Raw genomic sequence first — 21,218 nt, 5'->3', positions numbered from 1 at the left:
CAGCAGCAGAGAAACGAGATTATGGAGAACGATTGACACATCGTCAACCCCCTTTTGTGAATTTTCTTTTGACCAAGTGCCGATCCACGCCAGAACCAAGCCGCCCCTACATATAGGGAAGTAGGGCCAGCGGGCCCGCGTCATGTGAGAACGACCAAGTTCCTCTATAGTGAGGAGCTTGAAATCCACCAATACGCACGCACCTTGGAACACGGACCCGACAACCGCTCCAAGCCCGACCAGCGGCCCGGGGATGCACCTGCAACAAACGCGCATGATGAAATGATGTGCACACAATGAGCGCGAAGGCTGAAGCTCGTATATAATGCGAGCCGCGCGAATTTCGCACATTTCTATCGGCCCGCTTCGAGCGGGCTCATCTTTTTTGCTCCCCAGAGCACAGCCAAACAACCGCGTTGAGTCACTCAGGTGATGTTGAGCCATGCTCGAAACGCCTGACGGTCGCGTCTTGCGTCTCATAGCGAAGCCTCTAGAGGAGAATACGTGAACCCTTTTGATCGCGAAGATTCGCAACACGAAACCGCCGGCTACGCCGCCAAAGCTCCCTCGGGCCGTACGGCCAAGGGCAAGGGCGCCGGCAAAGCGATCCCCGTGGCGGCCGAGCTGCCGCCGCAGCAAGCCGAAGAACGTCAGCGCCAGATGCGCGCGCTGATCCAGCTCGGCAAGGAACAAGGCTATCTGACCCACGCGCAGATCAACGACCATTTGCCCGACAACTTCGCGCAAACGGCGGCGATCGACAGCATTGTCAGCGCGTTCAACGACATGGGCGTGCAGGTCTACGAGCAGGCGCCGGATGCGGAAACGCTCCTGCTCAACTCGAACGCCCCCGCCGTGGTGTCGGACGATCAGGCGGACGAGGAAACCGAAGTCGCCCTGTCGACCGTCGATTCCGAGTTCGGCCGCACGACCGACCCGGTGCGCATGTACATGCGCGAAATGGGCGCGACCGAACTGCTGACGCGCGCCGGCGAAATCGCGATTGCCAAGCGCATCGAAGACGGCCTTCACGAAATGGTGCAGGCGATTGCCGCCTGCCCGCTCGCGATCTCGGCCATTCTGGCGAGCGCCCAGCAGGTTGCCGACGGCGAACTGCGCATCGACGAACTGGTCGACGGCCTCAATGAAGACACGGTCGCCGCCGAAGAAGACAGCGCTAGCGCGGACGCGTCGGCCGATGTCGACGCCGACGCGGACACCGACGACGACGAAGACAGCGACGACGACGTCGGCCCGGCCGACTCCTCGGCCGCAGACGAAGCACGCCTGAAGCAGCTCACGAGCGACTGCCTCGAAATCTTCGCCCAGGTCGGCATGTTGTCCGACCAGATGAACGCTTCGCACACACGCGGCGACGTCACCTCGAAGGCGTACCAGCGCGCGCGCGAAGAGATCCAGCAGCACCTCGCGAAGATCCGCTTCACGGCACGCACCATCGACCGTCTGTGCGGCGACGTGCAGCAACAGGTTGCTCAAGTTCGCGCGATCGAGCGCAACATTCTGCAAATCGTCGTCACGAAGAGCGGCATGCCGCGCGAAAAGTTCATCGAGTCGTTTGCCGGGCATGAGGCCGACCTCGGCTGGACGGAACGCGCCGCACGCTCGAATACATCGTACGGCGCGGCGCTGGAGCGTCATCTGCCGGCAATTCAGTCCGAACAGCAGAAGCTGATCGAAATCGAAGCAACGGTTTCGCTGCCGCTGAAGCATCTGAAAGAGATCAACCGCCAGATGGTCGCGGCCGAATCGAAGATGCGCAAGGCGAAGAGCGAGATGATCGAGGCGAATCTGCGTCTTGTGATCTCGATCGCGAAGAAGTACGTGAACCGCGGCATGCTGTTCCTCGATCTGATCCAGGAAGGCAACATCGGCTTGATGAAGGCCGTGGACAAGTTCGAATACCGTCGCGGCTGGAAGTTTTCCACGTATGCCACGTGGTGGGTCCGCCAAGCTGTCACGCGTTCGCTCGCCGATCAGGCTCGCACGATCCGCGTGCCGGTGCACATGATCGAAACGATCAACAAGCTGAACCGCATTTCGCGCGAAATCCTGCAGCAGACCGGTCAGGAAGCGCATCCGTCCGTGCTCGCGGAACGCATGGAACTCTCGGAAGAGAAGGTGCGCGGCATTCTGAAGATCGCCAAGCAGCCGGTGTCGATGGAAACGCCGGTCGGTGACGACGGCGACGCCACGCTCGGCGACATGATCGAAGACTCGGCAGCTTCCTCGCCGGCCGACGCAGCCATGCAGGCCGACTTGCGCGCCGCCATCGACGACGCGCTCGACTCGCTGTCGCCGCGCGAAGCCAAGGTGCTGCGCATGCGCTACGGTATCAACACGAAGTCGGACCACACGCTCGAAGAAGTCGGCAAACAGTTCGACGTGACGCGTGAGCGGATTCGTCAGATCGAGAGCAAGGCCATGCGCAAGCTGATGCATCCGAGCCGCGCCGACCGCCTGAAGTCGTTCCTCGACCGCTAAGTCAGCAATTAGGCCAGCAATTAAGCCAGTAATTGCGCTTGTCGTGCGTCACGCACGGCAAGCGCACCACTCCTCCTCCCTCAGCAAGCAAGCAGCGAAATGATCCCGCGGTGGGTGATTCGCGCTGCCGCCCGCCTTCCAGCCGCATAGAACGCGCCAGACTCGCGCTGAAAAATCGCGAAAAGCGCCCGACGTCATTGCGCGTCCGCGCAACTTTCTCCAATACATCTCCCCGCAATTGCCGATCAGGCGCATGCACGTCCAGGCGTACTACGCCCGCCACATGCGGCAGCCACAGCCAATCGCCGCAAAGCGCTCCCGCGTCCATCATCCCCGCAGGCAACGGGCACAGTCGTTGCGCGCTCCTCCGTATACCTTTTATGAGGAGCAAATCATGACTACCCTCGATCCCCACATCCCGGCATCCGCCGGCGCGCAAGGCGCAACTATTGTTGGCGTTGGTATCGGCGACGGCCCCGGACCGGACGTCATGGCCGCATCCACGCTCGACGGCAACAAGGTGATCTCATCCGACGGCGAACATGTCGGCAAAATCTCCGACATCATGCTCGACGTGCGCGGCGGTCGGATCGCTTACGCGGTGTTGTCCACCGGCGGTTTTCTCGGCATAGGCGACACACTTCACGCTATCCCGTGGAGCGCGCTCACGCTCGATACGGACGACAAATGTTTCGTGCTCGACGCAAGCGCCGAATTGATCAAGAACTCGCCGGGCTTCGATAAGGATAACTGGCCTTCCATGGCGGATACGCAATGGGGCGCCACCGTGCACGAGTATTACAACCGTCGGCCGTATTGGGAAGCCACGCGCGACGTGGTGGAGGGGCGAGAATCGGACTCCGATCTTTGATTGCCGCATGGTTGGTCGGGATCAGGCCGTCAACCTGAGCGAGGAAAAGTGCCGCGAGCCGTTCTTTAACAGAAGGCGTGCCTGCCTCTGAGTTTGTCCACAGAAACTGTTCGCAAGCCTGTGGACAACCTGCGCATGACTCACGCAACTCGTTGAACGCATTGGCTTTCACCTGCGCGCTCTCAATGAGTCGCGGGTCTCACCGCTTGGCGGACATAGGCGTGGCTTCGCGGTATTACGGCAACATAGTTACGGCAACACAAACGTTTTCACGAGCGTCAGTTCACCGGCCTTGCGCATAGGCACCCGAATCGTTTCGCTCTTTTCGTTCGGCGTATTCTCGTTCGTGATGATGGTGACCTGCGCGACGGTCATATCGGCGCCGCTATTGCCGCTGCCGTAGTAATTCACAAACACCAGATATGTGCCCTTCAACGGCGCTGCCGACGAGTAAATTTCCGGTCCATAGCCGGTCGTCACGTCGACGTCGAGCGCGCCGCCATTCGGCGCAACGCGCTCGCCGTACCAGGTGTGCGCGCCGTCGGGCGACACGACGTGCAAATCCAGATCGGTGCCGTCGGTGTCCCACGCGAGCAGCACGCGCAGCTTCGGCTGGGTCTTGCCGCTGTAGGCGTCGTAGAACTGCACGCGTTTGCGGTTGCCGTCCGGTGCACGCAGTTCGACGCCGTTACTGCCCGCAGGAAACGCGTAAGGCCGCGAGAACTTGCCGTCCTCTTCCACGCGCTGCGGCAATGGCGTGCCGTCGACCACGAGCGTGCCCACCGTGGTGCCCTTCTTCTTCGGCGTATTGCGGATCTGCCCTTCGATCAGCGCGAATCTGGACTGCCCTTCCGGCGTCGATACCGACACTGCCGGGTAATGCACGTCCTGCGTATAACGCTCGCTGTCACCGCTCGTGTTGCGCCAGCCATTCAACGGCGCGGCAAAGTCGATGTCGCTCGCATACGCCGCCGGCGCTGCCTGCAGGCAGGCCAAACAGGCTATTGCGAACAACTTGTGACTCGCTTTCATCCAACCCGTCGTCTTGACCTTCATCTTCACTGCTCCCATCCCGCTGTCAAAGTCACTCGCAGTTCGCGAGCATCAGGTCGCCGATCTTGCGCAGCGGCACGACCCTCGTTTTCATGGCATTCGTTCGGCGTGGGTTCGTGGAACCACTGCTTCAGCGTCGTCCCGATCACGGCGCCATCGTGCGAAGCGCGTATCGACGTTGTAGCCGGTCGAATCGAAATCGCCCTGCTAATTTACGTACCACAGTCACGCTTCACGCCCGAGCAGACGCCCGCATGACGCACCAAAGACGGCCGGCTCTACAGACATAACGGCAAGCGCGTGACGATATTCATTGGATCGGATTGTCGGTACGAATCAGCGTGCGCGCGGTCCGCTCGACGAACGTCTCATCGAGACCACGCGGATGATGCTGGAACGCGAGGTGAATATATTCATGCGCCAACGCGATCCGATCCTCTTCGGTCTGCAAGCGATACACGTACACGCGATTGCGCTGCGCGTCGGCATACGGCCGCCCTTCGCGCACCGCGCACACCGCGGGCAGATCTGGGGTTTCGTAGCCCGCCGCGCCGTCCATGCGCCGCGCCCACAAAAGCGCGTTGCGCTGCAGCCAGGCCTGCGCGCCGGCCACCGCGATGCAGTCACCCGATAACGGACTCTGGAACGACGTCAGCGTCGCTTGCGGCCAGTTGCGCGCGAGAATGGCGTCGAACGTCAAGCCGGTTTGAGCGGAGGCCTTCGCGGCCAACCAACTCATCTGTCCCGGCGCGGCCTTGTCGTGGTGATACTGGACGGGCACGCCGGTCAGCACGAGCGCATCGGTCAGATCGGCGGCATGACGCGCGGCTGCCGTCGGCGCGCGCGGCAGGACGCGCTGCGTGCTGCTGCTGTCGTCGATACGCAAACAGCCGTGATCGTGGCTGCCATGTTGCACGACGTAGGTTCGCGCCGCGACGGCCAGCGCCTTGGCCGCCTCCGGCTGGCTGGTGTCGCCTTCGCGCTCGACCACGCGCGCCACATAGTCGTTCATGCCGAACCGGCCGACCACTTGCGGCGCGCCCACAGCATCGCGATCGAGCCGCAATTCGCCGCGGCTCGTCACGCGCGCCCAATTGCCATTCACAAAGCCGACCCGGAAATCCCCGCGCAATGGACCGTCCGTTACGGAGGCCGGCCCTTTATCGCCGAGCACTTCGCGAATCGGATAGCGGCTGAAGAAATCGACCAGCACGCAAGCCGTATCGTCCGGCACGGTGATCTGCGTGAGCAGCGGCGCGATGTGCGGCGCGGCGGCCGCCAGCACGCGCGCGCTGCCACCCGAACCGCCCAGCCACACCGGCGTGCCGTCGGCGAGCCAGCCAGCCGCGCCGCCAATCGAAGCACCCGGCCGCGCCGGATCCGGCATCGTCCAGGTCTTGGCGCGCAGGACACTGCCGTACAGCGACACCGTGCCTTCGCCGCGTCCGCTGGTCAGCACCGATACGAGCGTGCTCGCGGCCGCTTCGCGCGGCCGGCTCGGCATGGCCTGCAACGCGGCGAGCAATTCGGCTACCGGCACACGGCGCGCCGGGGTCATGGCGTGCAGATCGCGCAACCAGACGGGCGCGTGAGCGGCAGTCCAGTACTTGCGCCAGTCGGTGGAATCGAGTTGCAGGCGCGCGGGCTCGAAAAAGAGTCCGCACGACTGCACCAACGCATGTTCGCGATCGATGTGGCCGCCGGTCATGCAGCAATACACTTCTTCCGGGTCGTCGCCGTTGCAGGCGTAATCCGGGGTGGCGATGTTGCGATCCACCAGATAGCCGTAGACGAACAGTTTCCACAAGCTGCCGAGCGGCGTCTCAAGCGTGCGTGGCAAGTCATTCGCGGCCTGAGGCGAGAAGCCGACCGGCGTGCCGCTGCCGTCGGCTTGCCAAAGCCGGTCCTGGCCGTCGCGCAACCAGGCAAAGCGCAGCATCTGCGGCGCGGAGGCCGTGGCCGACACAGTTGAAGACGAAGCCGCCGCGTCCGTTGCCGTTCCGTTGAAACCGCACACCACGCTCACGGCGAGCGCGATCCGCAGCGTGGCTGCCAGACGATCGCTTAAAGGCCGTAGCGCGCGGAACATGGCGGTCTCGTCTCGCTTACTGGATGCGCAACGTCGTCACGCGATCGCTCTTGCCGCCTTCGAACGCCTTCGCGTCCGGCTGATACATGCGGAAATAGCGCGCGGGCGGCAGCGCGAACGTGCCGGGCAACGCTAAGCGCACCAGTTGCCGCAGCGTGACCGGCCGGTCGAGCAACGGCACGGGTTGGTGATATGCGAGCTCGCCCATCTCGTAGGACGCCACGCGTTGGAACGGCTGCGGACCGCTCACGCCCTCTTTCGCGCCCGGCAGCCCGTCGATCGACACGCCCCAGCTCGTCGCCTCGACATCGCCGCCCGGCGGCAGCGGCACGTCGAGCAAGCCGTAGTGGTACGCGTTGCCCGAGCGCGGCGTGAGCGTGACTTCGTCGACGTAGAGCGCATTGCTGTCGATCGCATCGCCCTGCTTAACCGGACGCGCGGTGAACGCGGAGCGGCCCACCTGGCTCTCGGCCGCCGCATCTTTTTTCTTCGGATCGGCTGCGATCTCGACCGGTTCGAGCTTGTAGAAACGCCGCGCAACAGTGATGTTCAGACGGCTGTCCTCGCTCGTGTGACTGCGGAACGAGACCAGCGCGTTGACGTCAGTGCGCGCGGCGCCGGCGTCGAGCGTGGCCGGCAGCGTCGCGCCCGCCCACTTGTAGAGCGGCGTGCCGGTGGGCGTCGCGGCGCGCGTCCAGCCCGAGCCTTGCAGCGACGGCAACGACGCCGCCGCCACCTCGCCGCCCAATGCCTTGCGCAACCACAGGAGCGTCAGCGCGCGATCGAGCGTCGGGTAATCGGCGCTGCTCTTCGCGAGCAAAGCCGATGCATCGACTGCCGCGCCGCCGTCGCCGCCGGACATGACCAGCAGGCTTTGCACGAGCGGTGCCGGATCGCTGCTCAACGCAGTACGCGCGGCGCTCGCCGCAGCGTCGAAACCATCGGGCAATTGAGCATTCGCGCTGCGCGCCATGCTCGCGATCAGCAGCGTCGCCATCTGTTTGCCGCGCGGCGAATCGGCTTGCGCGAACACGATGCTGTCCGACGCGTTATACGTGCCGTTGCGCGCCGGCGCATTGGCCGTGGCGGCCGCGTCGCTCATCAGGTCGGCGGCCACGCCCGACACCGGCGTCGCAACCGGCAAGCCCATCTGCTGCATCAACCACAAGGCCAGTGCGCGATGCAGCAGCGGCTCTTTCGCACCCGCGTCGCGATAGACGTCCATGGCATGCTGCCAGTTGTCGGCGGGCAGGCTGATGCCGAGGCTGCGGCTCGCGAGCCAGTCCGCGTAATACGCGTAAGCCGTGATCAGCGCGCTGCCGCCGGTGGTATCGCCCCACCAGCCGAAGGTGCCGCCGACGCCCGCCAGCATGGCCAGACGCTGCCGCTGATTGCGCAGCAGCGCTTCGAGCCCTTGCGTCGAACTCGCGTTGTCGGCGTGGCCGATCGCATCATGCGCGAGCGCGAGCGGAATCAGGCGGCTCGAAGTCTGCTCGGCGCAACCGTACGGATAGGCGATCAGATCGTCGGCGACGCGCATGAACTGGCTCTGCGCGCTGCCAATGAATCGCACACTGACGTCCTGCGCGTCTTGCGGCAGATTGAGCGGCTTGTTCGTGCCGTCGAGCGCCAGCGTGCTCTGATGCAGATCGAGCCAGCCGCTCGCGTCCAGATGAATCGTGGTTTGCAAACGATCCACATCTTTACCCGCGCTGCGCAATGTCGCGTTGATCACGCCATCTTTCAGCGCGCCGCTCGGCAGGCGCAAATAGTTCGCGCCACGCTTGAGCGTGACCTTCTGATTCAACGAAAGGCCGCCGCCCTCCACGACCCACTGCGCGTCCATGTCCGCGTCGGTCTGATTGAAAGCGATCATGTCGATGGCGGGCTGATCGTTGACGCGGAAATGCGACGGCCCGCTCCACTTCAGATACAGCGCCTTGTCCGAGCGCACGTAGGCGGTACGCTGACCGACCATGCCATCCGGCGCCGCGGCGCGCACGGTAATGCGCCAGCGCGCCAGCGAATCCGGCATCCTGAACGTCATGGTGGCGTGACCGTTCGCGTCGGTTTTCAGGTTCGCTTCCCACGCGGCCGTGTCCTGATCGTCGCGGCGCGGCCGTTCGAGCACTTTCACACCGCGCTCGTTGTAGTTCGCGCGCTGTGGTCCGCCCGGCGCGCCCTTCAACGGCGAGCGCGCGAGGTCGTAGGTGATGAACGACAGGCTCGACGAAGTCCGCACGTTATTCCGGCGCGGGTGATAGAAAAAATCGACGATATTCGGCGCGATCTCCGGCTGTAACACGTAGACCATCTCATCGACCACGCTCACGGTCAGGTTCGCCGCTTCCGGTTTGCCGTTCACCGTGCTGTCGAGATTCAGGGTGACTGTGTCGCCGGGACCGTACACCGGCTTGTCGCTCTTCACGTTGAGTTCGATCTGCGGTTGGGCGACCACGATGCCCGCGTTCTGGAACACGTATTCGCCGGCGTGCACGTACAGCACCGAGAACGTCATGTTCGGCGCGAAATCAGCGCCCACCTTGATACGCGCTTTCCATTGCGACGGCGCGACGCGTTGCAGTTGCAGCCAGTCGCCGCCTGCAGTCAGCAGCGCGCGACGTTCCACGTTGTCGCGTTCGAGCGTGAGCAACGCGTCGTCGACCGGCATCGGGAACGTGATCAGCGCTTCGGCGGTATCGCCGATCTTGTACCTGTCGCGATCGAACACGATCTCGACACTGCCCGGAATCGCCTTCACGCCGTCGCCCGCAACCCAATGGCTGGCGGCGGCGAGCAGGTTGCCCTGGTCATCTTTGACCGACAGCATGTACGAGCCCGGTTCGCCGAATTGCACCGGGAACGACAGCTTGCCGCCCGCGCTCGTGCCCTTCAACGCGCCTTCGCCATGCGTTTGCGATTCGAGACGCGTCCATTCGTATTTCGACGGCGCATGCGAAGCGGGATCGATCGCACCAAGCGCCTGCAGATCGAAGCTGACCGATTCCTTCGGTTGCGAGAACGATTTGGCCGTGGTCAAACGATACGGTGTGGCGCCGCGCGCGATCAGTACTTCACGTGTCACTCGCACCTTGTACGCCGCGCCGTCCTGCGCGAACAGCGTCAACGCATAGCGGCTCGGCTCCTTCGCGGCCGGCAGCGTGAGACTCGCATTGCCGTCGCTGTCCGTCTTCAACTCCTGCTGGTCGAGCTTGACCGGGAACAGACCCGCATAACGCAATTCGCCGTCGACGATCGTCACTTTTTGCGCGCGCAATGTGACCGAGATATTGCTATCGCGCACCGGCTTGCCGTCCGGATAGCGCAACTGGATTTTGCCCTTCAGCGCCTCGCCGGTCGCATAGTCGGCTTTATCCATCGAGAGGTTCACGTCGAAGTGCGGCTTCACATATTCGGCGACGCGAAATGCACTGCCGTATACATCGCCGTTGTAGTCGAAGCGCAACGTGTAGCCGCCGGCGGTGGCGTCGGCGGGCAGTGTGAACGCGGTATCCGCGCCCGTGTCGGAAGCGAAATGCACCTTGCTGCTCGACACCGGCGCGCCGTTCGGATCGAGCACGTCGAGCTTGAGATCGGCCTCGGCGGGCGCGGACGATTGCGTCGCGTTCTGGAACGTGCGGCCGATGAACTTCACATGTACCGGATCGCCCGGCCGGTACATGGGCCGGTCGGTGACCGCGTAGATCTTCGTGTTATAGATCTCGCTGTCGTAATAGAAATTCTCGGAGACGAACACACCGCCCTGCGGATCGGTGCCGAGCACATAGCTGCGCTCGGGGCTCACGTGTTGCAGCACCAGCGCGCCGTCGTTGCCGGTCGTGCCGCTTTGCAGGACGCCCACGCCGTCGGTCCAGCTCACTTCCGTATTCGCGACCGGCTTGCCGTTGTCGCGCCGCGTGGTCCATACCAGCATGCCGTTCGGCGCGGCTTTGACGACCGCCACCGTGTCGGACACGAACAAGAGCGTATGCGCGCGATAATTGCCGATCACCGCCTCGACGATATACAGCCCCGGCGGCAGCTTGCCGACCGGAATCATCACGTTGCCTGCGCTGGCTTCGATAAAGTTACTGCTACTGCCCGCGAGATTCACACCCTTGGGCGGCTGGATCACTTTTGCGTCCCAGATCGGATAGCGGAAACGCGCGACCATGTCGTAGCCTTTGAGCGGCGCGAATTGCGAGTTCGGCTCGAATTGCGTCTGCTTGCCGGTCTGCTCGCCGAGCTTGAATTGCGGCGCCGCTTCGGTCGCCTTGCTGCGGGTCGCGAAAGACAGCACACGCTGCCACGCGCGGCGCGCTTCGGTGAACCAGCGGTCCCACAGATACGCGAGCGTATTCGCCAGCCCTTCACCCTGATAATTCGGCGCGACATTCAGTCGGTGCAGATTCTTCTGCGCCTTCAGAAAGTCGAGCGGCTTCGGCACGCGATACACGACGATATCCGCGCCGCCGTACGCCTGCAACGCGTCCTTGAAGTCGCGGCCAGGCGCTTCGAGCCGCACCTGCGCGAGTTGATCGCTGGCGAAGCTCGCGTCCGAGAGCAGGAAGAACGGCTGACCGTCCACCTTCTGCGAACTGAAGTTGCTCGACGGCGCCGTCTGCAACGTTGGATTTCCCGCGATGTTGGCATCGGCGGCGGTGTTCGACGCTTCGTCGTCCGCATAAGCAGCCGGTGCGACGGCGAACGTCATGGCCGCGAATAAGACGGGAAGCAGCGCCGCGAACGCGCATGCCGCGCGACGGCGCGCGTTGCCCAACCAACCGCGCGATGGCGTGACGGAAATCATTCGGGTCATGGTGTCAGAAAGTCCAAACGAAACACGCCGACGAAATTCGGATTGCCGTCGAGCGGCTGCCAGCGGGAATCTTTCCATTGCATCAGGTCGGAAACGGCCACGGCGCGCAGACCGGTATCGGTCGGCGTGACGGTGCCTGTGTGATAAGCGATGTAGCGATCCAGCCAGATCATCAGATGCTGGTCGTCGCCCTGGTCGAAGAACAGCAGATCACCAGGCAGCGCCTGGTTCACGTCCTTCGAAACAAAACGGCTGTTGCGTTGAATCAGTGCGATTGCCGATGCGTACGCGCCGGTGGAACCATCGAGCTGCGTCCAGCGGTTGGCGATCGTGCGCTGCGCTGCGGACAGTTGCAGTTCGGGCGGCATGCTGCTGGTATCCGCGAGACTGGTCATGCCGTTGGCGCGCAGCCATCGGGTGTCGTGCGGCCTGAGCGTCTCGCCGACCGCGAAGCGCACGAGCCCCGCGCAGTCGCGTTGGGTCCAGCGCGGCGTGGGTCCGCGCCGCATCTGCTGGTCGACGATACGCACGAACCACGCGCGAAATGCCGCCGATTGCTGCGGTGAGAGTGCGTCGGGGTCGGGCGATGCGGTGGTGCTGGTGAGCGCGTGTGCGTAAGGGGTGTAGGGCGCGAGGCTCGCGACGGCGAATGCACATGCAACGCCTGCGAGCCACGCGCGGCGCGAGGCGGTGGCGGCATGGCGTGCGACAGGCGCGGTATGTGTGGACTGCGCCGCATGCACGGACCGCGTTGACTGCGCAACATGCGCGGACTGCGCGGCATGCGTCGGCTGCGCAGCATGCGTGGGCTGCGCTGGCCTTGCGGCGACCGTGCCTTGCGGCGCGCGCTCAGGCACGCACGTCGCGACTGTCGCGTCGGGTACGCGAAGGCGGCGCACTCAGTCGCCCTCGGTGCCGGGTTGATCCGCGGGCGTATCCGCAGCGCTTTCTGTCGAACCGGCACCGGCTTTCGCGCGATCGAACCACCACTCCACCGGCACCCAGCCTGTCGAGCCGGGCAGGTTTTGCGGCAGCGTCAGCGAGACCGGCGGGTAATGAGCGAGCGCGTGCAGCTTCGGCACGAGATGCGTGCGCGACGCGTTGCGGAACACCGCTTCCTGATCCGCCGGCAACGCCGCGCCCGCCTCGCGTTCGATCAGCGCGGCGGCCGACGAAGGCGTGAGCGTCAGAATCGTGCGTGGCAGACGCTGCGGCGCGAGCGTATCGGCCAGCGCCGGATAGCGCTTGTCGAGCACCGCGAGCGTGTCGTCGACGAGTCGCCCGTCCGGCGAGAAGATCAGATAGCCGTGCGCGAGGGCGAGCGTAACCGGAAAATAGCGCTCCGCCGACAACTGCGACGCGAACGACGCCTTGCTCGTCAGTGCCGTGCCCGACCGCGCGCTGACGGGACGCTGCCACACGGTGACATCCGCGCTCTGGTCGCGCGTGGTGACCGGCAAGCGGCGATAAGCCGACGAGTCCGCGCCGTCCGTTTTGGCGGCCTTCGCTTCATAGGCACCGATCACATCGCCGAAGGTCTTGCCGAGCGCCGCCTTCAATGCGGCGACACCGGCCGCGTCCTGCTTCTTCACGCGCGCGACGAACACCGGGGCGACCAGCGTGGACTTCGCATACCAGCACACCGCCGCGGGACCGGCGAGCTGATCGCCAATCGCGGCAGCGTTATCCGCGTCGCCGGCCACCTTGCCCAGCAGACCCGAGGCTTCTTTCCAGTCCGCCGGCAAACTCGTGCAGGCCGCTGGGTTGGCCGGCAACGCACGCCACAAATCGGCGCCGTTCCACTGCTGCGGTAACTTGCCCGGGTCGATCAGCGCCGAGGTTTGCCAGTTCGCCGCTGCATGTCCCGAAGCATTCGACGAAAAATCGAAGCGCAGTGCGTCGATGCCGGAGAAGAACGCCTGATAACCGAACGACAGATAGTTGGCCGACACCACCAGCCGGTGACCCTTCGGCGCCTCGCCGGGTGCGTCGAGCTGATAGGCGCGCGCTGCATCGTCGCGGCCCGAGGAGAGCATCGCGGACACCGCATCGGCCCGCTCGCTGAGCAGGCCGCCCTTCTCGTCGAGCAGCACGCCGGGCGCGGACAGTACGACCAGCCGGTCGTCCTTGCTGGCGAATAGCAGCGTGCGGCCTACCGCCAGTTTCAATGCGTAGACCGGCACGTCACCGGAGAGCTTCGCTACCTGGCTCAATTGCGCGTCGCTCGTGGCGACATTGCCGACGCCTTGCAGCAGCTTCGCAAAACCGTTGCGATGCATCGACATCACCCAGTAGCCGAGGCGGCCGTCAGGCGAGCGCCACAGCAGCACGTGCGCGGGTTCGTCGAATACACGGCGGATCACTTCGTCGCGCCAGTCGAGCTGATGTTCGAACGCGAGCCGGCGCAGCGCGCCCTCGGCGGACAGCCGCGTATTGCTCGATTCGTAGTAGTCGACGAAGTCTTGCGTGAGCACGTCGTGCAGCAATGGCACGCTCAGAATGTCGCGCGGCAATCGCGAGAGCGCTTCACTGTCGATCACCGCGTCAGGGTGATGAATGTCGAGGACGATTTCGCCATTCCCGGCGGCTTTGCGATGCGCAAATGGACGCCACACCGCCTGAATGACCACGCCGGCCACAACCAGAAGACCGACAACCAGGATTGCACTCTTTTTTCGCGACATCTTCATCTGATTTCTTCTGGTTCGATGCGACGGTATTAACGGGAATGCCCGGCGGATTAAACCAGCGGGATCATGGCCGAAGGCAGCGATGATAACCGATATTTTTAACGCAAAACCAACGGCACTTCCTATTTAACAGTCGTGCCACTTCAAGGTTTGACAAAAATCGGACACACGTCTAATTAAGACGATTGGGAACCGAGTCCATTCGATGCGGCGATCTGATTCGCCAAACCGGCACGAACAGGATCGGAGATTATTTGCTAGGCATGCACGCCCCTTGCGTCCAGCGCGCCGTGAATAATGCCTTTATCCGTGAACGGTCATGCAAGGCATTACGGTACGCGGGTTTTATGCTAAATCCACGCAATTAAACGCGCATGTAAAAAACCCGGCGGCACAGAGAGTGGCCGCCGGGTTAATTGCGCATCGCGCTTACTACTTTGATATCGATCTGTCTTAGCCGCTGTCAAAACCGTTCGAGCGCCTGTTTCATTCTCTGCACGCCGGTTTCGATATCGGCTACGCCGGGCGCGGCAAACGACAAGCGCAGCGCGGCGGTATCGATATTGTCTTTATAGAAAGCCACGCCCGGCACAAACATCACATTGCGCTCGATACAAGCGCGCAGATAATCGGACGCATTCTGACCGGCTTTCAGTCGCGCCCACACGAACATGCCGCCAGCCGGGCGATGAAACGCAATGTGCTCCGGCAGTTGCGCTTCCAGCGCGTCGCACAGCGTGCGGCATTTCACGGCATAGGCGTCGACGATGCGCGGCAAATGCCGCTCGAGCGCGCCGCTTGCGAGGTACTCCGCGGCAATCGCCTGGGTCCACGGCGAGCTGCACAGGTCGACCGTCTGCTTGGCGACCACGCAACGGCGCAGAATCTCCGCATGCGCGAGCATCCAGCCAACGCGCAGGCCGGGCGCGACGATCTTCGACAGACTGGAGAAATGCACGACCCAATCGCGTGAACCCGGCACCTGCTCGCTCAACGCGAGCAGCGAAGGCAGTGCTGCGCCGCTGAAGCGCAGATCGCCATAGGGATCGTCTTCGACGATCAGAAAGCGGTAACGCGCCGCCAGTTTCAGCAACGCCATGCGACGTTCGAGCGACAAGGTCGCACCGGTCGGATTGGCGAAGGTGGGCACGGTGTACAGCAGCTTCGGCGCGCGGCGCAGCATGCCCGACTCGAGCTGCGCGGCGAGCGCGTCGACGTCGAGGCCATTCTGATCGACGGGAATCGTGACCACATCGGCCTCTTGCAGCTTGAGCGCCTGCAAGGTCGCGGGATAGGCGGGCTGTTCGACCAGCACCACGTCGCCGGGCGCGACCATCACGCGCAGCAGCAGATCGAAGCCCTGCTGCGAACCGGTCGTCACGAGCAATTCCTGCGGCGTGCAAGGGGTGCCTCGGCGCATCATTAAATGCGCGAGTTGTTCCTTGAGGACGACGAGGCCGTCGGTGGGGCCGTATTGCAGGCAAAGCGTGGAGTGCTGTGTCGCCCGTGCCGCGGCGGCGTCGAGTCCTTCACGATCGAATAAATCGCTCGCCGGATAGCCGCCGGCGAACGAGATCATACCGGGTTGCGCCAGATACTTGAAAAGCTCGCGAATCGGCGAACCGGTCGGTGCTTCGAATGCGGGATTGAACGTGAACATGGTGACGGGCCGCTTATCTCTAGAGGGAGGATCGGCGTCGATTGTGGCCAGTGTCAGGGTGAGCGGCAAACGATATCTACGCACTACGTATTGCGTTTTTCGCATCACCCCGGCGCGCGCGGCTACACCACGTTTTTCTCCACGATAGGCCGGTTTTCGAGCACTCGCGTGAAACTCAACGAGCCCAGATCGAGCGTCGTATAGCGGCCATGCAGAATCAGTTCGCTGATGCCGCGGCCCGTTGCGGGTCCTTGCTGCAAACCGTGTCCGCTAAAGCCGTTGGCGAAAATACAGTTATCGACATCCGGGTGGTAGCCGATGATCGCGTTCTGATCGAGCACGTTGTATTCGTAGTAGCCAGACCAGCAATTCTGCACACGCAGCGCTTCGAATTGCGGCACGCGATGCGCGAGCGTCGGCCAGATCACATCGTCGAATAGCGCGTGATCGACTTCGTCGAGCGGCAGATCGTCGGGGTCATTATCCGCCGAGGGTGACGTCCCGCAGATAAACGATTTGCCTTCCGGGCGGAAATACACGCCGGTCGGATCGATCAGCAACGGACACCGTTCGAGCTGCCCCGGCGAGGTGACATTGAAAATACTGCGGCGCCGCGCATAAACCGGAATGTCGATACCGACCATCTGCGCGACTTTGCGTGACCACGCGCCGGCGGCATTGACCACCACGTCGCAGGCATAGGTCTCGCCGTTCGCGGTCTGCACGTGAGTCACACGTTTGCCGTCGCGCTGGAGCGCGGTGACGTCCGCCGCGATGTAGCGCGCGCCGAGCGATTGCGCCTTCTTGCGCAGCGCCTGCACGAGCCCGTAGCCGTCGAACCAGCCTTCGCCGCTCTCACCGTACGCACCGGCCACGAGGTCTTCTGTATTGAGCCAGGGAAAGCGTGCTTGCAATGCAGCTTTGTCCAGCAGACTGATATCGGCGCCGAGACTTTTTTGCAGTGCGTGATTCTCGCGCAGCGTCGTCTCGCCGGCCGGCGTCGCGAGGAACAGGTAACCGCCTTCGTGCAGATCGATCGACGGTTTGGCGCCGTCGACTTCGAGCCGTTCACCGATCGAGCGCAGAAACTCGATGCCGTACAGCGACATCTGAATGGAAAGCGGCGTGGAGAATTGCTGCCGGATCGACGCCGCCGATAATGCCGACGACGAGCGCGCATAAGTCGGATCGCGCTCGATCACCGTGACGCTGACTGTCGGATCGGACAGCCGCAAGAAATACGCAATCGAACTGCCGATCACCCCACCGCCGACGATCACGACTTTGGAACTCACGTCTTACCCCACGAGTAGCGTGGCCGCTCTCAACGCCGGCGGCGCAAACGGATTGCTGAAGAAGGTTGGGCAAAGCCGCAGCGGCGCGTGAATGCGCCGCTGCCTGTTACGGATAAACGAACGGATTGCGCGAGCGGTATCAGCCGATATTGAAGTCGATACCTTGCGCGAGCGGCAATGCCGACGAGTAATTGACCGTGTTGGTGGCGCGGCGCATATAGGCTTTCCACGCGTCCGAACCCGACTCGCGGCCGCCGCCGGTTTCTTTCTCGCCGCCGAACGCGCCGCCAATTTCCGCGCCGCTCGGCCCGATGTTGACGTTCGCAATGCCGCAGTCGCTGCCCGAGTCGGACAGGAAGCGTTCAGCTTCGCGCAGATCGGTTGTGAATACACATGACGACAGACCGTGCACCGCCGCATTGTTCGCTTCGACAGCATCGGCGAAATCCGTGTAGCGCAGCACGTACAGAATCGGTGCGAACGTTTCCTTCAGCACCACTGCCGTTTGCGACGGCATTTCGACAATCGCCGGACGCACGTAGTAGCCGCCTTCATAGCCCTTCACGTCGACGCGCTCGCCGCCGAAGACCTTGCCGCCTTCAGCCGCGGCCTGTTGCAGCGCTTCCTGCATGCGGCCATACGATTGCTTGTCGATCAGCGGCCCCATCAGCGTGCCCTTTTCCAGCGGGTTGCCGATCGGCACCTTGCTGTACAACTGCTTCAGACGTTCGATGGTTTTGTCGTACACGCTCTCGTGCACGAACAGACGGCGCAGCGACGTGCAACGCTGCCCGGCCGTCCCCACCGCCGAGAACAGAATGCCGCGCATGGCGAGTTCATGATCCGCCGTTTGCGTGACGATGCCCGCGTTGTTGCCACCGAGTTCGAGCAGCGAGCGGCCGAAGCGCTTCGCCACTTCCACGCCGACGGTGCGGCCCATTTCCGTGCTACCCGTGGCGCTGACAATCGACGCGCGCGGATCGGCCACCAGTTTCGCGCCCACATCGCGGCCGCCGTTGATCAGCGCGGTGAGGCCGGCCGGTGCATCGCCGAACTCTTGCAGTGCCTCGTTGAGAATCTGATTGACGGCGAGCGCGGTGAGCGGCGTCTTTTCCGACGGCTTCCAGATCACGGCGTTGCCGCAGACCAGCGCGAGCGCCGCATTCCACGACCACACCGCAGCCGGGAAATTGAATGCCGAGATCACGAGGCAAGTGCCCATGGGATGCCACGTTTCCGCCATACGATGCCCAGGACGCTCCGAGGCGATGGTCAGACCGTACAACTGGCGCGACAGACCCACCGCGAAATCGCAGATGTCGATCATTTCCTGCACTTCGCCCATGCCTTCCTGGAGAATCTTGCCGGTCTCGAGCGTGATGATGCTGCCGAGCGCCTGCTTCTTCTCACGCAGACGGTTGCCTAGCAGACGCACCAGTTCGCCGCGGCGCGGCGCCGGGACGTTGCGCCAGACGGTGTACGCCTCTTTCGCCTGAGCGAGAGCCGTGTCGACTTCCGCCACGGTGTTGCTGGCCACGCGGCCAATGAGTTCGCCGGTGATGGGCGAATGAACCGCGATGTCGCCGGCTTGCGCCGCGTGGGCGATGCCGAGGTCGGCGAGAATGGTGGAAGCGTCCATGAAGATCCCTTTTATTTCCGATGCGAAACAAGAGTAAGTTCGGAAACTATACACGCGGGTTTTTCTGGCGGCAAGGGTATTTGCCCGGTAACGGCGGGCAAAAGACTGTTGAAGGCTTACTGAGCTTGAGTAACGCACGGGTCGTATGCTTCGCTGCCGGCTTTCGCCTGTGACGGCGCCGGAGCGGTAACCGCGCTCCGGCCGCGTCGCACTCGTTTCTTATTGGAAATACGGGCTGCCGTTGGCGGTATCGTGGAATCGCCATGCATGATGAAGGCAGAGGCTGACGCGCCTTCAGCGCTCACAGGACAAAGGCCAAATAAATTGGCGCGAATCAAGTGTCAGGCACAGCCCTTGCTTTTACTTGCGGCTCGACAGGACCTCAACGCGTGGCAATTCAGCCCGCCCCCCCTGTCACGACTGGCGCCACGAACATCCGGGGCCCAGTCCAACCGACATTTCAGGCATAAGCATTATGAGTCGCGTATTACTGGTCGACGACCAACCCGAGGCATTGTCCGCGCTGCGCGCCGTGCTGGTCGGCCGTGGTTACACGGTCGCCACGGCGGCGGACGGCGCCGAAGCTTTTGAACGACTGCAGCGCACGCGCGTCAGCGCCGTGGTGTGTGACTGGCGCATGCCCAATATGGACGGCGCCGAGCTGATCGAATCGATGCAGGCGCGCAGTGAACTGGCGTCCGTACCCGTCATTCTGACAAGCGGCAGCGGCGAGGCGCCCGCGTTGCCCGTCAAAGGCTTTCTCAGGAAACCGTTCGCGCTGGACAAGCTGCTCTCATTGTTGGCCGAATGCGAAAGCGACGCGGCGCTGCCCGCTTCGTGCTGAACGCGGTGTTGCGATCGCGGGCGAGCATCGTCGATGCGCCCGCCAGCCGGACTCGCGCACAAAAGCGGGGCACGCGATGGACTCATGAGCGCGGCCATGCGGCTTCGCGGTGCGGTGACCTCCGAGCGCAATCGCCGCTGAACGATCGAATCGCTTGAATCTCACGCAAGCGCCGCGGTAGCGCGCATAGTCAGATAGCCTTCGTGGTCTTTGGCCCACAGGTCGATGATCTTGCCGTCGGCGAATGGCTTGCCGCACACCGTGAACGCCTGACCCGCGAATGTCGGGCGCACCGCCTTGAAGGCGAAACTCTGCAGCGTGGCGTCCGGTTGTTCGCGGCGCACCAGGTCGACCAGCAGCGTCGCAATCAATGGACCATGCACGATTAGTCCCGGATAGCCCTCGACCTCCGTCACGTACGGGTAGTCGTAGTGAATCCGATGGCTATTGAAGGTCAGCGCCGAGTAGCGGAACAGCATGACGGGGCCGGCATCGATCGTGCGACGCCACGTTTCCCCTTCCGGCGCGAGTTGCGGCTGAGGTGGCCGCGCGCCCTCCTGCGGCTCGTCGCGATAGACGATGTCGTGCTCCTCTTCGAGCTTCAGTTCGCCGCCCGCTTCAATGGTGTGCTGCACCGTGACGAACACGAGACGGCCGGACCGGCCGGTCTTGTCTTCGATATTGGCGATGGTCGAGGTCCGCGTGGCGCGCTCACCCACTTTCAGCGGCGCGTGAAACGTCAGACGGCCGCCGGCCCACATGCGGCGCGGCAGCGGCACGGGGGGCAAAAAACCGCCGCGCTTTGGATGGCCGTCGGGGCCGACCTCGGACATCGGCGCAGTCGGCAGAAAGTACAGCCAGTGCCAGAGCGGCGGCACGCTATCGCCGTGTTCTTCGCGATCGAGCGTGGCGGCCATTGCCGTCAGCGGAAAGGCCGTGATGTCGTCTTCGGCCACCATCTCCTTGTCGAGCCAGTCGTCGAGTTTCTGCGGGGAAGCAGACATAGGCAAAGTCTCCGGATGTGCGTTGGGCCTAACAGGGTTTTACTATGAACAGGGCAGCACGTCGCGCGAAGTCGGCATTTTCAAAGCGGGCGTCGGGATTTGCTTAAAGTTCGCAGGACTGCCGCGTGCGGAAGCGCACGGCTCGCGCCGGGGCTGGATCGTTCTGAACATCATGCACCCGTTGCCCGAGCAACGACTGCGAAACGCGCAGAATTGAAGAGCAAGAGTCGGAGGGCGTGACAGAACGCCTGTACTTACACTCAGTCATCGTTCTGGTAATAGCGTGATGGAGAGAGTTCATGGATACGATTGCGAAGGGTCAACAGTCGCACTCGCTGGAGTTGGAGTTCGGAGCCGGTGCGATCCAGAAGCCGGATCTCAAAGACGGTGAGGCGCAGACGGCCGGCTCGCTTGCGCAGCGCATCGGGTCGGTCGACTGGTTCGAAATAGAAGAAGGCTTGAACGCGTATGGCTGCGCGATGCTGCGTAATCTGCTCAGTGCCGGGGAATGCGATGCGCTGACTGCGCTCTACCCGCGCGAAGCCCTGTTCCGCAGCCGCGTCGTGATGGCGCGGCATGGTTTCGGCCGCGGCGAATACAAGTATTTCGCTTATCCGCTGCCGCCGTTGATCGCGGATTTGCGTACCGCGCTTTATCCGTGCCTCGCGCCCGTGGCGAACCGTTGGAACGAGGTGATGGGTATCGACGTCCGCTATCCGGCTACGCATGCGGAATTCATCGAACGCTGCCAC

General features: G+C 63.3%; 14 protein-coding genes. 4 read left to right on the top strand and 10 right to left on the bottom strand.

The annotated features are described in order from the left end of the window. Window positions 1–444, bottom strand: a 444-nt coding sequence (locus P0D70_RS32935) for a hypothetical protein (RefSeq protein WP_408187573.1), incomplete at its 3' end; no start/stop codon positions are given. A 60-nt stretch (window positions 445–504) separates the two neighbouring features. Between P0D70_RS32935 and rpoD the strand changes: the two genes are divergently transcribed. Next, window positions 505–2,502 (top strand): RNA polymerase sigma factor RpoD, encoded by a 1,998-nt coding sequence (rpoD, locus tag P0D70_RS32930; protein ID WP_408187572.1) that lies wholly within the window; start codon window positions 505–507, stop codon window positions 2,500–2,502. A gap of 394 nt (window positions 2,503–2,896) precedes the next feature. Continuing rightward, window positions 2,897–3,373: a PRC-barrel domain-containing protein gene (locus P0D70_RS32925; protein WP_091804246.1), complete on the top strand. Its 477-nt coding sequence runs from the start codon at window positions 2,897–2,899 to the stop codon at window positions 3,371–3,373. Between the two features lie 249 nt (window positions 3,374–3,622). Here the strand turns inward: P0D70_RS32925 and P0D70_RS32920 are convergent, their stop codons facing one another. The 8 genes from P0D70_RS32920 to amaB all read right to left on the bottom strand — a co-directional run bounded on the left by P0D70_RS32920 (window position 3,623) and on the right by amaB (window position 18,618). After that, window positions 3,623–4,429: a YfaP family protein gene (locus tag P0D70_RS32920; protein ID WP_408187571.1), complete on the bottom strand. Its 807-nt coding sequence runs from the start codon at window positions 4,427–4,429 to the stop codon at window positions 3,623–3,625. Window positions 4,430–4,736: 307 nt separating this feature from the next. Further along, on the bottom strand, window positions 4,737–6,365 hold the full coding sequence (locus P0D70_RS32915; RefSeq protein WP_408187575.1) for a DUF2300 domain-containing protein: 1,629 nt from the start codon (window positions 6,363–6,365) through the stop codon (window positions 4,737–4,739). A 166-nt stretch (window positions 6,366–6,531) separates the two neighbouring features. Next, on the bottom strand, window positions 6,532–11,334 hold the full coding sequence (locus P0D70_RS32910; protein ID WP_408187570.1) for an alpha-2-macroglobulin family protein: 4,803 nt from the start codon (window positions 11,332–11,334) through the stop codon (window positions 6,532–6,534). Continuing rightward, window positions 11,331–12,077, bottom strand: coding sequence for a DUF1175 domain-containing protein (locus P0D70_RS32905; RefSeq protein WP_408187574.1), 747 nt, complete (start codon window positions 12,075–12,077; stop codon window positions 11,331–11,333). The genes P0D70_RS32910 and P0D70_RS32905 overlap by 4 nt, the downstream gene beginning before the upstream one ends. Before the next feature lie 156 nt (window positions 12,078–12,233). Continuing rightward, complete coding sequence (locus tag P0D70_RS32900; RefSeq protein WP_408187569.1) at window positions 12,234–14,024, bottom strand: DUF2138 domain-containing protein; 1,791 nt, start codon at window positions 14,022–14,024, stop codon at window positions 12,234–12,236. Between the two features lie 463 nt (window positions 14,025–14,487). After that, window positions 14,488–15,684 carry an aminotransferase-like domain-containing protein gene (locus P0D70_RS32895; RefSeq protein ID WP_408187568.1) on the bottom strand — a complete coding sequence of 399 codons (1,197 nt, stop codon included), beginning with the start codon at window positions 15,682–15,684 and terminating at the stop codon, window positions 14,488–14,490. Window positions 15,685–15,806: 122 nt separating this feature from the next. Beyond that, window positions 15,807–16,979, bottom strand: a complete 1,173-nt coding sequence (locus P0D70_RS32890) for an NAD(P)/FAD-dependent oxidoreductase (protein WP_408187567.1) — start codon at window positions 16,977–16,979, stop codon at window positions 15,807–15,809. A gap of 139 nt (window positions 16,980–17,118) precedes the next feature. After that, on the bottom strand, window positions 17,119–18,618 hold the full coding sequence (amaB, locus tag P0D70_RS32885; RefSeq protein WP_408187566.1) for an L-piperidine-6-carboxylate dehydrogenase: 1,500 nt from the start codon (window positions 18,616–18,618) through the stop codon (window positions 17,119–17,121). Between the two features lie 475 nt (window positions 18,619–19,093). On the opposite strand from amaB, the gene P0D70_RS32880 reads away from it, so the two are divergent. After that, on the top strand, window positions 19,094–19,462 hold the full coding sequence (locus tag P0D70_RS32880) for a response regulator (protein WP_408187565.1): 369 nt from the start codon (window positions 19,094–19,096) through the stop codon (window positions 19,460–19,462). A 161-nt stretch (window positions 19,463–19,623) separates the two neighbouring features. On the opposite strand, the gene P0D70_RS32875 is transcribed toward P0D70_RS32880, so the two are convergent. Further along, window positions 19,624–20,466 carry an HTD2 family dehydratase gene (locus P0D70_RS32875; protein WP_408187564.1) on the bottom strand — a complete coding sequence of 281 codons (843 nt, stop codon included), beginning with the start codon at window positions 20,464–20,466 and terminating at the stop codon, window positions 19,624–19,626. A gap of 299 nt (window positions 20,467–20,765) precedes the next feature. On the opposite strand from P0D70_RS32875, the gene P0D70_RS32870 reads away from it, so the two are divergent. Next, window positions 20,766–21,218: 2OG-Fe(II) oxygenase (locus tag P0D70_RS32870; RefSeq protein WP_408187563.1), on the top strand; the 453-nt coding region annotated here is incomplete at its 3' end.

The organism is Paraburkholderia sp. RL17-381-BIF-C, assembly GCF_046026435.1.
In the GTDB taxonomy this organism is placed as follows: domain Bacteria; phylum Pseudomonadota; class Gammaproteobacteria; order Burkholderiales; family Burkholderiaceae; genus Paraburkholderia.
The sequence above is the reverse complement of the archived record's forward strand: the minus strand, read 5'-3'. Positions and strand labels throughout refer to the sequence as shown.